Source organism: Flavobacterium ginsenosidimutans (assembly GCF_003254625.1).
In the GTDB taxonomy this organism is placed as follows: Bacteria; Bacteroidota; Bacteroidia; order Flavobacteriales; family Flavobacteriaceae; genus Flavobacterium; species Flavobacterium ginsenosidimutans.
In genome coordinates this window covers 188,479-203,211 of record NZ_QJRJ01000076.1, presented here as the reverse complement: position 1 = coordinate 203,211, position 14,733 = coordinate 188,479, and the positions used below count along the sequence as shown (strand labels likewise).

Here is a 14,733-nt window from a genome sequence, read left to right as displayed (position 1 = left end):
TACGCATTGAGTAATAAAAGCGTTGATTCTAATTTAGATTTTGAAAGAATTAAATCTATAACTAATCAACCCAAAAATTATGACAAACATTCAAAGTACATTGCAATTAGAGAAAAAAAACACCGTTGTTCCAATGGTGATTTTAACTTTATTGTTTTTTATTCTAGGTTTTGTAACCTGGCTAAACGGGCCACTAATTCCGTTTTTTGAATTGGCTTGCGAATTGACTTCTTCTCAAGCGTATTTCGTGACTTTCGCATTTTATATTGCCTATTTTGTAATGGCAGTTCCTTCTTCTTATATTATTGAAAAAGTGGGTTATAAGAACGGAATCTCTTTAGGCTTACTTATTATCGCTGCCGGAGCTTTTATGTTTTATCCTGCAGCTTCAAGCAGAACATTTCTTTTCTTTTTAGTTGCATTATTTGTAATGGGAACTGGTTTGGCAGTTTTGCAAACAGCTTCAAATCCGTATGTTGTTGTAATCGGGCCGAGAGAAAGTGCAGCAGCAAGAATCAGTGTTTTAGGAATTGCAAATAAACTAGCAGGATTTGTAGCGCCAATTGTACTTACAGTTTTGGTTTTGTCTAATATGCAAGACTTTACAGCTGATAAAATTGCTTTGATGGACGAGGCTTCAAAAACAAATGCGCTAAATTCTCTTGCATTGCAATTGCAAAGACCGTATCTTTATATGGGATTGATTATTACGGTTTTAGCTTTGTTAGTTAAATTTTCTCCTTTGCCAGAAATTGATTTGGATGAAGAAGGAAATGTATCGCATCTGAATATTTTCAAACAAATAAAAAACGCATTTAGATATCCACAGCTGGTTTTAGGCGTAATCACTTTAATGCTGTATTTATCTGCCGAAGTGCTTGCCGGAGACTCTATTGGAGGTTTCGGAAAACAGCTTGGAGTTTATGGAGAAGAGGGGAATTTTTATCTAAAATTAACTTCGTTTACAATGTCTGCAATGGTTGTTGGATATATACTCGGAATCGTTTTAATCCCCAAATATGTTTCTCAAGTTGCAGCTCTAAAAGCTTCAGGATTATTAGGTTTAGTACTGGTTTTGACGATTGTTTTGATTTCGCCAAAAATAACAGTTGCATTGCCTGGAACTCCAAATATTCCTCTAGTTATTTTATTGGTTGCGCTTTTAGGACTGGCAAATGCATTATGCTGGCCGGCAATTTGGCCAATGGCTTTGCAGGATTTGGGCGGATATACGAAGATTGGAAGCGCTATTTTGATTATGGGGATTATCGGTGGAGCGGTTTTTCCTCTTTTCTACGGAATGATTGTAGAAAGCGTGAATTCGTCAATTGTTGCAAAAAATATGCAAGATGTTTCAAGAAGCGGTAATCAGGTAGCTTATTTGATATTATTGCCATCTTATGCGATGATTTTATTTTATGCTGTGAAAGGGCATAAATACAGGAAATGGAGTAGTTGAACAAAAATAAAAAATTAATATATCATGTTAAAAAGTAAAATCGACAAGGCAACGGGTTTCGAAAAACGATTCGAAAACATCAATACAGTTGTTTTTGAAAACTCAACTGATGCTTCAAAAGAAGTAGCGCAGGAAATTGCGGCTTTAATTCAGGAAAAACAAAAAGAAGGAAAGCCATGTATTTTAGGTTTGGCAACAGGTTCTTCTCCAAAAGGACTATATGCTGAATTAGTGCGTTTGCATAAAGAAGAAGGTTTGAGTTTTAAAAACGTAATCAGTTTTAACTTGGATGAATACTATCCAATGGAACCAAATTCAATCAATAGTTATGTTCGTTTCATGAAAGAACTTTTGTTTGATCATGTCGATATTTTACCTGAAAACGCTCACGTTCCAGACGGACTTTTAACAAAAGAACAAATTGCAGATTATTGCCATGAATATGAAGCTAAAATAGAAGCTTTGGGCGGAATCGATTTGCAGGTTCTAGGAATTGGAGGTAACGGACATATTGGTTTTAACGAATCAGGTTCGCTTCAAAACTCTAAAACTCGTTTGGTGGCATTAGACCATATTACGAGAGTTGCAGCAAGCAAAGATTTCTACGGTTTAAATAATACGCCAAGAACTGCTATTACGCTTGGTGTTAAAAAAATCATGGAAGCAAAAAGAGTAATCTTGTTAGCTTGGGGAGAAGGAAAAGCAAATATTGTAAAAAAATCTGTTGAGGATGAAGTTACAAATAGAGTTCCAGCTTCATTCTTGCAAGAGCATAACAATGCAGTTTTTATTTTAGATAAAGAAGCTTCTTCAAAATTAACGAGAATCAACAAGCCTTGGTTGGTTGAGAAAATTGTTTGGACAGACAAATTAACTCGTAAAGCAGTTTTAGGATTGGCATTAGATCTTAAAAAACCAATTTTAATGCTTACTGATGCTGATTATATCGAAAACGGTATGAGTGATTTGTTGGCAGATTCAGGTCCAGCTTACGATACTAACATTAAGATTTTTAACAAATTACAAAATACTATTACAGGTTGGCCAGGTGGAAAACCAAATTCAGATGATTCTAATCGTCCTGAAAGAGCTGAGCCAGCTAAAAAACGTGTATTGCTTTTCAGCCCGCACCCTGATGATGATATCATTAGTATGGGAGGAACTTTCATGCGTTTGCAAGAGCAAGGTCATGAAGTGCACGTTGCTTACCAAACTTCTGGAAATATTGCAGTTGCAGATGATGAAGCGTTACGTTTTGCAAGATTCGTAATTGATTATAACGAGAAATTCGGAATCAAAAGCGAAGAAGCAGATAACATCTACAAAAAAGCAGAAGCATTTTTACAGAACAAAAAGAACAGCGAAATTGATATTCCTGAAGTTCGTTACATTAAAGGTTTGATCAGAAAAGGAGAGGCTAGAGCTACAAGTTATTTTGTTGGCCTTCCAGATTCTCAGATTCACTTTATGGAATTACCTTTCTATGAAACGGGAACAATCGAGAAAAAACCAATCGGACCAGAAGATATCCAATTGACAGTTGATTTAATCGAGAAAATTAAACCACACCAAATTTACGCAGCTGGAGATTTAGCAGATCCACACGGAACTCATAAAGTTTGTTTAGATGCAATTTTTGAAGCGGTAAAAGTTTTAAAACCAAAGGAATTCATGAATGACTGTTGGTTATGGTTGTACCGTGGAGCTTGGCAAGAATGGGGAATTGACGAAGTTGAAATGGCAGTTCCAATGAGCCCTGATCAAGTTTTAGCAAAACGTCACGGAATCTTTAAACACCAATCTCAAAAAGATGGAGTTGTTTTCCAAGGAACAGATGCAAGAGAGTTCTGGCAGAGAGCAGAAGACAGAAACCGCGAAACAGCTGAATTGTACCACCAATTAGGTTTAGCAACTTATGCTGCAATGGAAGCTTTCGTGAGATGGCACTACTAAAGATTCTAAGTTGCTAAGGCTCTAAGATTCTAAGTTTTTTTAGGGTTTTAGAAAATTAGAAATAAGTCTTAAAATAATATTTTTGAAGCAGGAAGAGAGAATGAAAATAGGTTCTTTTTTCTTGCTTCTTTTTTTGTTTAGATTCTATCCCGAGGCTTCGGGACTGAGTTGCTGAGATGCTAAGTTTTCCAGTCTTTACAATAGTCTTCGTTTTAAAACTGTAAACTGTGACTGAGACTGAAAACTATTTTTTAATCTGTGGCAAAAGAAAAAATAAATAGTAGTTTTGCATGAAATGAAATAAGCAGAAAATCTACGAAGTCTTTCATCTTGCTTCTTTCTTCTGCAAGAAAACTATGGATCAAGATAAAAAACAACTCATAAAATTAGCGCACACCAAAATGCCTTTCGGGAAATATGAAGGGCGATATTTAATTGATCTTCCAGAATATTACGTGGTTTGGTATCATAATAAAGGTTTTCCAAAAGGAGAGCTTGGTCAGCAACTACAACTTATTTATGAATTGAAATTAAATGGTTTAGAGGAGCTGATTCGAAATATAAAGAAGCAATATCCTAAACCATAATACGTATTGTTAGATTTTTATAAAATTGGATAAAATTTTGTTTTTATTGTTTGAAAAAATGATAAAACATAGATAAAGATTAATATAATGAATGGTTTTCTTTTGATTTGAAAAAGCCAAAAATCTTGCAATCTAAAATTCTAAAAATCTAAGAAGTCTATTGTATAAATTGTCTAATTAAATTTGTACTTTTGCCAAGTTTTTTACACAACTACTTACAAACAACAACAGAATGAATCAAACAAAATATATTTTTGTTACAGGAGGTGTGACCTCTTCATTAGGAAAAGGAATTATCGCGGCATCTTTGGCAAAATTGTTACAAGGAAGAGGATACCGTACTACAATTCAGAAATTTGATCCATATATTAACGTAGATCCGGGGACACTAAACCCGTACGAGCACGGAGAATGTTATGTGACAGATGATGGAGCTGAAACTGACTTAGACTTAGGACACTACGAGCGTTTCTTGAACGTTCCTACTTCTCAGGCTAATAATGTTACTACAGGAAGAGTTTATCTTTCTGTTATTGAAAAAGAAAGAAGAGGAGAATTTTTAGGAAAAACTGTTCAAGTTGTTCCTCATATCACAAACGAAATCAAAGACAGAATGCAATTGCTAGGAAAATCTGGCGATTATGATATTGTAATTACTGAAATTGGTGGTACTGTTGGTGATATCGAATCTCTACCTTATATAGAATCTGTTCGTCAATTGGTTTGGGAGTTAGGTGAAAATAACGGAATCGTGATTCATTTAACTTTAGTTCCATTTTTGGCAGCTGCAGGTGAGTTGAAAACTAAGCCAACACAGCACTCTGTTAAAACTTTAATGGAGAGCGGAATTAAAGCAGATATTTTGGTTTGCAGAACGGAGCACGAATTGTCTCAGGAATTACGCCAAAAATTAGCTTTATTCTGTAATGTGAAAAAAGAAGCAGTTATTCAGTCAATTGATGCTTCTACTATATATGAAGTTCCAAATTTAATGCTTGAAGAAGGATTAGACGTTGTCGCTTTAAAGAAATTAGATTTACCTAAAAAAGCATCTCCAGATCTTAAAAACTGGAATACTTTCTTAAAAAGATTAAAAAGTCCAAAACAAACTGTAAATATTGGTTTGGTTGGGAAATATGTAGAAATGCAGGATTGTTACAAATCTATTTTAGAGGCGTTTATCCATGCAGGTGCTGCAAATGAAACTAAAGTAAACGTAATTTCTATTCACTCTGAGCATATTAATGCTGAGAATGTTGCAGAGAAATTAGGAACTCTTGATGGAGTTTTAGTTGCCCCAGGTTTTGGTGAAAGAGGTATTGAAGGAAAGATCGAAGCAGTTCGTTTTGTACGTGAAAACAACATTCCTTTCTTCGGAATTTGTTTAGGAATGCAAATGTCTGTTATCGAATATTCTAGAAATATTTTAGGTTACGCTGAAGCGAACTCTACGGAGATGAACGACAAAACGTCTCATCCGGTTGTGAGTTTAATGGAAGAACAGAAAAACGTAACAGACAAAGGAGGAACAATGCGTTTAGGTGCTTGGAAATGTGATATTAAACCAGACACTTTAGCGTACAGAATTTACGGAGAAAAAACTATCTCGGAGCGTCACCGTCACCGTTATGAGTACAACAATAAATATGCTGATGAATTGCAAAAAGCTGGTTTAAAAGCTTCTGGAGTTAACCCTGATACAGGTTTAGTAGAAATCGTAGAGCTTGAAAACCACCCATTCTTCATTGGTGTACAATACCACCCAGAATACAAGAGTACAGTTGCAAATCCGCACCCAATCTTTGTAAACTTTGTGGCTGCTGCAGTAAATGCACATAAAAAACAGTAATTAATATTTTGAGAAGTTTGTAACTTTTGAGATAAACTCAGTACTAATAGACTTCAATGAATAACTTTTTTAAATTATAATGGAAGAAAAAAAATTAGACCTCAATTCAATCATTGGTTTTGTATTGATATTCGGAATTTTGATTTGGATTATGTACCAAAATCAGCCTTCTGAAAAAGAAATCGCTGCTGAAAAAGCCAAGAAAGAATTAGTTGCTAAACAAGAAGCACAAGCAAAAGCAGATAAAGCTAAAACTGCGTCATTACCAGCTGCAGCTGTAACTCCTGGAGATACAGTTCAATTGGCTCAATTGCAAAAAACTTTAGGAGGATTTGCTTATTCTGCAACACTTCCTTCTGCAAAAGAAGCTTTTACTACAATCGAAAACGAAAAATTAAGATTGAAGATTGCTAATAAAGGTGGTTATATTGTTGAAGCTACTTTAAAAGAATTCGAAAGATTAAAAAAAGGTTCTGGTCAATTAGTTGAGTTAATCAAAAACAACAACTCAAATTTAAATTTACAGCTTCTTACTACAGACAATAGAACATTAAATTCTAAAGATTTGTATTTCGAACCAACATTAGAAAAAATTGGTGCAGATCAAGTTTTATCTATGCGTTTGAAAGCTGGAGCTAACGAATTTCTAGAATATAAATATATCCTTAAACCAAACGATTATTTAGTTGGTTTTGATATCCGTTCTCAAGGATTAAACAGAGTTTTAAATTCTGCTAAACCAGTTGATTTGCAATGGGATTTAAAAACATACAGAAACGAAAAAAGCGTTGCGTATGAAAACCGTTATGCACAAATTGATTACAAATACGAAGAATCAAAATACAATAACGTAAGTTCACACGGACAAGGAAAAGAAGATACTCCAGCAAAAGTTAGTTATGTTGCGTTTAAACAGCATTTCTTTACTACAATTTTATCTACAGAAAAACCTTTTGAAACTTCAAAATTACAATCTGACGATTTAGTTAAAGACGAAAAAATTGATACTGTTTTCACTAAACAGTTTAGAGCTAATTTGCCTTTAGCGTTTTCAAATGGAGAGATCGATTACAAAATGAATTTGTATATGGGTCCTGCAGATTACAAAACATTAAAAGCTTACGATAAAAACTTCGAAAAGATTATTCCGCTTGGATGGGGTATCTTCGGATGGATCAACAAATGGATCTTCATTCCGTTATTCGGATTCTTAAGTTCAACAATCGGATTGTCATTAGGAATTGCGATTATCATTTTTACGATTATTATCAAATTGGCAATGTCGCCAATTACATATAAATCATTCTTGTCTCAGGCTAAAATGAAAGTTTTAAGACCTGATATTGCTGAGTTGGGAGAAAAATTCAAAAAAGACCCAATGAAAAAACAGCAGGAAACAATGAAACTGTACAACAAAGCAGGTGTAAACCCAATGGCAGGATGTATTCCAGCATTGATTCAGTTGCCATTTATGTACGCATCGTTCCAGTTTTTCCCTGCGGCATTTGAATTAAGACAAAAAAGCTTCCTTTGGGCAGACGATTTATCTTCTTTTGACTCGGTGGTAAAATTACCGTTCAATATTCCAATGTATGGAGATCATATCAGTTTGTTCCCAATTTTGGCAGCAATTGCAATTTTCTTCTACATGAAAATGACTTCAGGAGATCAGCAAATGGCAGCGCCTCAGCAAGAAGGTATGCCAGATATGGCAAAAATGATGAAAATCATGATTTATGTTTCGCCATTAATGATGTTAATTTTCTTCAATAACTACGGTTCTGGTTTGAGTTTGTATAACTTTATTTCAAACTTAATTACAATCGGAATTATGTTTGTAATCAAAAATTATATTGTGGACAGTGAAAAAATTCACGCTCAAATTCAAGAGAACAAACAAAGAGAGCCTAAAAAGCCAAGTAAGTTCCAGCAACGTCTTCAAGATGTAATGGAACAACAAGAAGCGGCAAAAGCTCAGAATAAAAAGAAATAATTCTATATAAATAAAACAAAAAACCGTCTCGTTTTTTTAACGAGACGGTTTTTTATTTACAATTAGTTTTATTTAAAATTTAGGTAATAAAACCTTGTCAATAACATGGATTATACCGTTTGAGCATTGAACATCTGTTGCAATAATATTACTCACTCGATTATTGGTGTCAGTAATTTTTGCACCTCCAGTAAGGCCAATTGTAAAACTTTGACTCGCAAAAGTATTAACTACCTGTCCGTTTGTTAAAGAAGTCGATTGCACATTCGCACCAGCAACCACATGATATTTCAGGGTAGTTTCTAAAACATTAGCAGGAATCGCAGAAAGACCAGAAAATCCAGTTTCGGTTAAGAAGCTTGTAAATGCAGTATTTGTAGGTGCAAAAACTGTAAAAGGTGAACTTGCAGTTCCAGATAATATTCCAACAAAACCAGATGCAGAATTATAGCTCAATGCTGTTACAAGTGTTGTAAAATTTTTGTTAGCCACAGCATGGTTAACAATAGTGGGTAATCCTATTACACCATCAACCAAATGAATAACGCCATTTGAAGCTTCAATATCTGCAGTTGTTACTGTTGCGCCACCGTTGGCTTTTCCACCATTAATATCAACTCCTGTGTTTTTTTCAAGATACATACTTATGGTGTTTGAAGCTGAAGCATTTCCTTTTGCCAAAGTTTTTACATATCCTGTAGTAATATCGCTAGATTTTACTTTTGTGTTTAAAACATGGTTGAGTAATATTTCTTTTAAAGCGGCAACGGGAACTGCGTCCAGATTAGCATAACCGTTTGCAGAAAGGAAAGCGCTAAAAGCTTTATTATTTGGCGCAAATACTGTATATGAGCCAGAAGAGTTCAATGTAGCAGCTAGATCTGCTTTTTCTAAAGCAGCAACTAAACTACTAAGATCGGGATTTGCTTTCGCGATAGATAGAATCGTTTGTGCGGTCTGTTGCGAATCATTGTCATCATTATTACACGAAATACTGACGAAAGCAATTAATGCTAAAAAAGCAATTAATTTAATTTTAAATGTTTTCATAATATAGTTTTTAGTTTGTTAGGCTAAATTATGAGTTTTTGTTTAACTTTTTTTACATAATATTAAACAAAAGTTATGTTTATTACATGTTCTGCTTATCTGTTTGTTGTTTTTATGATATTGATTTTTAGTTATTTATGATATTTTTACTCTGGTTTTATTATTTGTGGTTGTAAATTTCGTTTAACAAAATTTTAAATAGTATTTAAGACTTTAAAAATCGGTAAAAAAGTAAAATTGGTTATACTTTTGCAATAATAAAACACGCTTTTTAATGTTATAAAGAAAAACAGTTTATGAAAAAAATTTGGATTTTGTTTCTAATCAGTACAGCAGCTTTTTCTCAAGAAGCCAATAGAGTTGATGCTAGCGGTAAAAAAGACGGACTTTGGAAAGGAACTTATGCTGAATCTAAACGCCCTCGTTATGAAGGAACTTTTGATCACGGAAAAGAAACTGGTGTTTTTAAATTTTTTGATGATACAAAAAAAGGTGATATTATAGCTACAAGAGATTTTAGTGCTAATGATGGAAGTTCGTACACTGTCTTTTTTGATCAAAATAAAAATAAAGTAAGCGAAGGAAAAGAGATAGGAAAAGCTCGCGAAGGAGAATGGAAATATTACCATAAAGCTTCTAAAGTTTTGATGACGGTTGAGAATTACAAAAACGGAAAATTAGAAGGTTTAAGAACTATTTATTATCCAAATGCACAAGTTGCAGAAGAGATGACTTATAAAAATGGTTTGAAAGAAGGGCCATATAAAAAAATAGGACAAGACGGAACGCTTTTAGAAGAGTCTTATTTCAAAAATAACGAATACAATGGAGAGGCTGTTTTTTATGATTCAGACAAATCTGTTGCTTCCAAAGGTAAATTTGTAAATGGTAAAAAAGCAGGAATCTGGCAGTTTTATCAAAAAGGAAAATTACTAAAAGAAGTTAATATGAGTGATCCTAAAAATACTAATAAAGCTTCAGAAAAAGGTCCAGCGCCGAAAAAATAAACAATATATTTTGATAGAATGAAAGGGAGTAAATTGGCAGAATTTTACGATGCTAATAATGAAAATGCATTGTATTGGACAGATGGGAAAGTGGTTTATTTTCGTGAAGATAAAATTAAAAATGCCGATATAGATTCTTTTGAGCAATTTCCAGGTTGTTGGGCAAAAGATAAGAATTACTGCTATTCAGGAGGTAGTAAACTTAAAGATGGAGATAGTTTAACTTTTAAAGTCCTAAATTATGCTTTCGCTAAAGATAAGAATAGTGTTTGGACATTAGAAGGGCGTATTCCAGAGGCTGATACTAAAACTTTTGAAGTTTGTGATACTGGTAAAAAGTCTTTAGGAATTACATTTGTACTTACAGAAAATAATAAAAAACAAGGTAAAGAATCGTTTGTTCCTTATGGATTTGCTAAAGATGCGAATAATGTTTTTTATTATGATTTTCAAGGTAAAACTAAAGTTTTAAAAAAAGCTATTCCATCCTCTTTTAAATCTTTGAATGATGGAGATTTTGGGTATGATGAAAATTCAGTTTTTTACGGAAAAAATATTCTTTCAAAAGCCAATCCAAAAACTTGGAAAAAATTACATGATAAATATTTCTATTCCATAGATCAAAATAGGGTGTATTATTTTAATCGTTTGATAAAAGATGCTGATGCAGAATCTTTTCAGATAGTATTTGTTTCATCAATATTCGAAATGCCGACTCAATATGGAAAAGATAAAAACTATTTCTACTTAAATGATACTATTTGTTCTAGTGAAGAGTTTGAGAAATATGTAGCGGAAACGATTGCCCGTAATAAGGAAGCTGAAAGTAAAATTAAAAGATAATTTGTTTACTTTTGAGTAACCAATTTATTCTAACCAATGGATTTAAATGAACTTTTAGGACGATTTTTACTGTTGTTTTGCTCAATTTTAGTTCTGTATTTTTTTTCCAACAGAAAAGATAACGCAACCATAAATCCGTTGATGGTAATTGTTGGGCTTTGTACTTTTTCTCTTTGTTATCTTTTTACCAAAATTGAAATTGGAGTCGGAATTGGTTTTGGGCTTTTTGCTATTTTTTCAATACTTCGATTTAGAACACAGTCTTTTACGGTAAATGCGATAATCTTTCTTTTTGCGACAATTACATTGTCAATTCTCGATATTATGTATCCGTTTGAAAAGATTGAATTACTGCTGTTCTTTCAAATTATTATTATCGGATTTTATATTGTCGCTTCCATTATTGTCAACAAAAAAGCTTCAAAATACCTGAATTCTGTAGATGTAAAAATTCCGCTTGACGATAATTTCTCTTTAAATTCAGAAGCAATTCGAAAATCAATTCAAGAGAAAATTAAGATTGAAGATTTCGATTTTAGAATTGTACTAATTAATACATCAAGCAACGAAATAGATTTGTTGGTATTCTATTAATCGTTAAAAGGACGAACTTGTTTGATGTATAAATCTCTCTTTTCGCCCACAATTTTAAATTCAATATCTACAGGATGAAATTGGTTTTTACGCCAATATCGATACATTTTGGTTTCGATCTTTTTACTAACGGTATAAAGATTACTCATTTCTTTTCGGCTCAATAAAGGCTCGTTATTATTCAAATTCGAGTTGGAAGTATAATCAATATCAAAATCGGTGTCGTCTTTTCCGTCGTTGAAATGATACGCAACAAACTGTTCGCAGATTTCGCCTTTTTCAGGTTTTACAACCGAGTTTTCACCTTTTTGAACATTTACTGTAATTCCAGGAAAGTTTTCTCTAAATATATTTTTTGTAATGATAACACCATTTGCTAATTCGTCAGGAAAAGAGCGATGAACGAGAACGCCCATTGCAATATTTTGCTGATCAATTCCAAAAAGTTCTCTTTCGTTATATGAAGCTTCATTCCAGACACTTGCCCAAACTTGTTTGATTGCTTTTTCGAAAGTTTTGATACTGTCTCCTAAAATTCCAGTTTTAGAATCATACAATCCAGCGCCATTAAAATCATCCAGATCTTCTGCGTTTGTTGAGGAACGAAATCGGAAGTTTTTGAATTTTGCATTTTTAAAAGTTTCGTTGAGTTTAGCTATTAAAGTTGGATCAACATTTTCTTTTTTAATAGCGTCTCTGATTTTTTTCAATTGTTTATTAATCCAAACTGTTGAATCTTTGTGCGGATAGGCTAAAAGTTCTGCAATTAAAGGAGAGATGGAAGCTTTTTGAATATGTTGCGTATAAAAATAAAACGGAATTGCATGCGCATCTTCTGGAGTTTTAAATGGAATTTCTTTTGAAATCGCAATCAAATACGCCATATTTTGTGCTTTCGAACCAATATAATTTATGCCTTTTTTAGGAATTTCTGATAAACTGACTAATTCAGTTACTGAATTGTCAATTGTTAGTTTTTTCTTCTTTCCAACTGTTTTTACTGGGATTTTTTTAGTTGTTTCTTTAATAAAAAAAGTATCGACTTCTATTTTTAATTCTACTTTTTTAGAAAGCAGCCTTTTAATATTGTTGTCTTTTTCAATATTGGTATACGCCATAATCGGAATCTTTCTGTTTTTTCCTAAAAGAACCAAATGGCTTAAAGGAGTTTGAAGTTCATTTACAATAATTCCTCGAACATTTGGAAGAATATCCGGCGTTCCATCCAAAATAATAATTTCATCAGAATTAGGTTTTGTAGTTTCTAAATCTTTGATTTTGTATTGCTTTAAAATTCCAATATTACTGCCACGGACAACTTCTTGATATTTTAATTCACCGAAAATATAATCTGATTTTATACAAGGAATCATAAATTTCTGCTGTTGAAACCATTCCATCATTTCAGGATTATTCAAATAGAATTTTAGCTTTTCACCAATAAAAGTGGAATTTTTGACAAAATTGAAAAATCTCTCAATTAATTGAATTGGCATATGATCTGAAGCAGCCAATTCAAAAATCCATTTTTCAGTTCCTTTAATATGATTTAGATTCCCAAGAAGAAAATCTCTGTTTTTTTCTGTGTTGCTATAATTTTCATTATTAAAAACTTCAAGATCTTGGCTATAGCCTAAATAATTGGTTACAAAATCGTAATGAAGTAAAATAACACTGCTGTTGAAATAATACATTTTCTGTTTTCGAAGATCGTAAATCACTTTAACCGATTCGATATTTGAGAATTTATCAGACAAAGGTTTGCCTCGAAATGCTTTGTAAGCTTCATAATTAGGTAATGAAGCAGTAAATCGCTGCGCACTTAAAGAGGTTAAAACGAACAGGAAAAATAAGCTGTAAATGTATTTTTTCATCCTTTGAAAATTGATGATTAAATGTACTTAAAAAAAGAACTCATTGAGTGAAATTGTTTTTGTCAATTTTACCTCGTCCAATTAATTTTAAATCTTTGTAAATCTGCTTTAATCTGTATAAATCTGCGTGAAAATATCGATAAAAATAGTATTTCACGCAGATTTTAAAGAATTTTAGCAGATCAAACTTGATTTTTATTCTATTTCGCCCAACGAGTAAAAACAGAATAAGTTTTATCTACTGCGGGATTACTTAAAGTAATGAAAACCATGGTGAAATTTTCTATTATTTGGTGTACCTTTGCAACCTTAAAAAATTAAACATTTCAAAATGAAACGAGTAGTTGTTGGACTTTCAGGTGGAGTAGATTCTAGTGTTGCGGCTTATTTATTGCAGCAGCAAGGATACGAAGTTATTGGCCTTTTTATGAAGAACTGGCACGATGATTCGGTTACTATTTCGAACGAATGTCCTTGGCTGGAAGACAGTAACGATGCTTTGCTTGTTGCTGAAAAGCTTGGAATCCCGTTTCAAACTGTTGATTTAAGCGAAGAATACAAAGAAAAAATCGTTGATTATATGTTCAACGAATACGAAAAAGGAAGAACTCCAAATCCTGACGTGCTTTGTAACCGTGAAATCAAATTTGATGTGTTTATGAAAATCGCTTTAAGTCTTGGAGCAGATTATGTTGCAACAGGACATTATTGTCAAAAAAGCGAAATTGAAGTTGACGGAAAACCTGTTTATCAATTAATTGCAGGAGCAGACAACAATAAAGACCAATCTTATTTCTTATGTCAATTGTCGCAAGAACAATTGTCTAAAGCTTTGTTTCCAATTGGAGCTTTAACTAAACCAGAAGTGCGCGAAATTGCCGCTGAAATGGAATTAGTTACGGCAGAAAAGAAAGATTCTCAAGGTTTATGTTTTATTGGGAAAGTACGTCTTCCAGAATTTTTACAGCAAAAACTACAGCCTAAAGAAGGTAAAATTGTTCAAGTTGATAAAAATGATCCAATTTATACTGTAGAAAAACCAGCTGGAATTTCTTTAGAAGAAGAATTAAAATTTGAATCTAGGAAATTAGAATATCTTCCAACAATGGGAAAAGTAGTTGGAAAACATCAAGGAGCTCATTATTTTACAGTTGGACAAAGAAAAGGATTAAATGTAGGAGGAACTACAGATCCTTTATTTGTAATTGCGACTGATGTTGAAACCAATACTATCTATACAGGTTTATCGAGCCAGCATCCTGGACTGTTTAAAAAAGCGCTTTTCGTTGGAAATTCTGAAGTTCATTGGGTTAGAGAAGATATGACTTTGAAATCGGGGGAAAAAATGGAAGTAATGGCTAGAATTCGTTATCGTCAGCCTCTTCAAAAAGCAACTTTGTATCAATTTGAAGACGGAATGTATGTGGAATTTGAAGAGCCACAGTCTGCTATTACAGAAGGACAATTTGTTGCTTGGTATTTAGAAAATGAATTAGTTGGTTCGGGAGTAATTTCTTAGCTTTA

General features: G+C 32.9%; 11 protein-coding genes. 9 read left to right on the top strand and 2 right to left on the bottom strand.

The window, feature by feature from the left end:
* The first annotated feature begins 79 nt into the window (after positions 1-79).
* The 5 genes from DM444_RS11625 (at position 80) to yidC (ending at position 7,841) form a co-directional block, all read left to right on the top strand.
* Positions 80-1,459 carry a sugar MFS transporter gene (locus DM444_RS11625; RefSeq protein WP_111286782.1) on the top strand — a complete coding sequence of 460 codons (1,380 nt, stop codon included), beginning with the start codon at positions 80-82 and terminating at the stop codon, positions 1,457-1,459.
* Positions 1,460-1,483: 24 nt separating this feature from the next.
* Complete coding sequence (nagB, locus tag DM444_RS11620) at positions 1,484-3,412, top strand: glucosamine-6-phosphate deaminase (RefSeq protein ID WP_111286780.1); 1,929 nt, start codon at positions 1,484-1,486, stop codon at positions 3,410-3,412.
* 356 nt (positions 3,413-3,768) lie between these two features.
* Positions 3,769-3,999, top strand: a complete 231-nt coding sequence (locus DM444_RS11615; protein WP_111286778.1) for a DUF3820 family protein — start codon at positions 3,769-3,771, stop codon at positions 3,997-3,999.
* 232 nt (positions 4,000-4,231) lie between these two features.
* Positions 4,232-5,848, top strand: coding sequence for a CTP synthase (locus DM444_RS11610; protein ID WP_111286776.1), 1,617 nt, complete (start codon positions 4,232-4,234; stop codon positions 5,846-5,848).
* Positions 5,849-5,927: 79 nt separating this feature from the next.
* A complete protein-coding gene (gene yidC / locus DM444_RS11605) occupies positions 5,928-7,841 on the top strand; it encodes a membrane protein insertase YidC (RefSeq protein WP_111286774.1) in 1,914 nt (637 codons plus the stop codon).
* A gap of 72 nt (positions 7,842-7,913) precedes the next feature.
* Here yidC and DM444_RS11600 read toward each other — a convergent pair whose 3' ends face one another.
* A complete protein-coding gene (locus DM444_RS11600) occupies positions 7,914-8,891 on the bottom strand; it encodes a fasciclin domain-containing protein (RefSeq protein ID WP_111286772.1) in 978 nt (325 codons plus the stop codon).
* A gap of 296 nt (positions 8,892-9,187) precedes the next feature.
* Here DM444_RS11600 and DM444_RS11595 point away from each other — a divergent pair, with 296 nt between their 5' ends.
* The 3 genes from DM444_RS11595 to DM444_RS11585 are packed head-to-tail and all read left to right on the top strand — an operon-like array spanning position 9,188 to position 11,335.
* On the top strand, positions 9,188-9,898 hold the full coding sequence (locus tag DM444_RS11595; RefSeq protein WP_111286770.1) for a toxin-antitoxin system YwqK family antitoxin: 711 nt from the start codon (positions 9,188-9,190) through the stop codon (positions 9,896-9,898).
* Positions 9,899-9,916: 18 nt separating this feature from the next.
* On the top strand, positions 9,917-10,741 hold the full coding sequence (locus DM444_RS11590; protein ID WP_111286768.1) for a DKNYY domain-containing protein: 825 nt from the start codon (positions 9,917-9,919) through the stop codon (positions 10,739-10,741).
* A 36-nt stretch (positions 10,742-10,777) separates the two neighbouring features.
* On the top strand, positions 10,778-11,335 hold the full coding sequence (locus DM444_RS11585; protein WP_111286766.1) for a DUF4956 domain-containing protein: 558 nt from the start codon (positions 10,778-10,780) through the stop codon (positions 11,333-11,335).
* Here DM444_RS11585 and DM444_RS11580 read toward each other — a convergent pair.
* A complete protein-coding gene (locus tag DM444_RS11580) occupies positions 11,332-13,209 on the bottom strand; it encodes a PEP/pyruvate-binding domain-containing protein (RefSeq protein WP_111286764.1) in 1,878 nt (625 codons plus the stop codon). The genes DM444_RS11585 and DM444_RS11580 overlap by 4 nt on opposite strands.
* Positions 13,210-13,540: 331 nt before the next feature.
* On the opposite strand from DM444_RS11580, the gene mnmA reads away from it, so the two are divergent.
* Entirely contained in the window at positions 13,541-14,728 is a 1,188-nt protein-coding gene (gene mnmA / locus DM444_RS11575) for a tRNA 2-thiouridine(34) synthase MnmA (protein WP_111286762.1), read from the top strand.
* Positions 14,729-14,733: the final 5 nt, after the last annotated feature.

Coding starts and splice junctions, on each gene's coding strand:
- DM444_RS11625 (WP_111286782.1), top strand. CDS start 80: ATGACAAACATTCAAAGTACATTGCAATTAGAGAAAAAAAACACCGTT.
- nagB (WP_111286780.1), top strand. CDS start 1,484: ATGTTAAAAAGTAAAATCGACAAGGCAACGGGTTTCGAAAAACGATTC.
- DM444_RS11615 (WP_111286778.1), top strand. CDS start 3,769: ATGGATCAAGATAAAAAACAACTCATAAAATTAGCGCACACCAAAATG.
- DM444_RS11610 (WP_111286776.1), top strand. CDS start 4,232: ATGAATCAAACAAAATATATTTTTGTTACAGGAGGTGTGACCTCTTCA.
- yidC (WP_111286774.1), top strand. CDS start 5,928: ATGGAAGAAAAAAAATTAGACCTCAATTCAATCATTGGTTTTGTATTG.
- DM444_RS11600 (WP_111286772.1), bottom strand. CDS start 8,891: ATGAAAACATTTAAAATTAAATTAATTGCTTTTTTAGCATTAATTGCT.
- DM444_RS11595 (WP_111286770.1), top strand. CDS start 9,188: ATGAAAAAAATTTGGATTTTGTTTCTAATCAGTACAGCAGCTTTTTCT.
- DM444_RS11590 (WP_111286768.1), top strand. CDS start 9,917: ATGAAAGGGAGTAAATTGGCAGAATTTTACGATGCTAATAATGAAAAT.
- DM444_RS11585 (WP_111286766.1), top strand. CDS start 10,778: ATGGATTTAAATGAACTTTTAGGACGATTTTTACTGTTGTTTTGCTCA.
- DM444_RS11580 (WP_111286764.1), bottom strand. CDS start 13,209: ATGAAAAAATACATTTACAGCTTATTTTTCCTGTTCGTTTTAACCTCT.
- mnmA (WP_111286762.1), top strand. CDS start 13,541: ATGAAACGAGTAGTTGTTGGACTTTCAGGTGGAGTAGATTCTAGTGTT.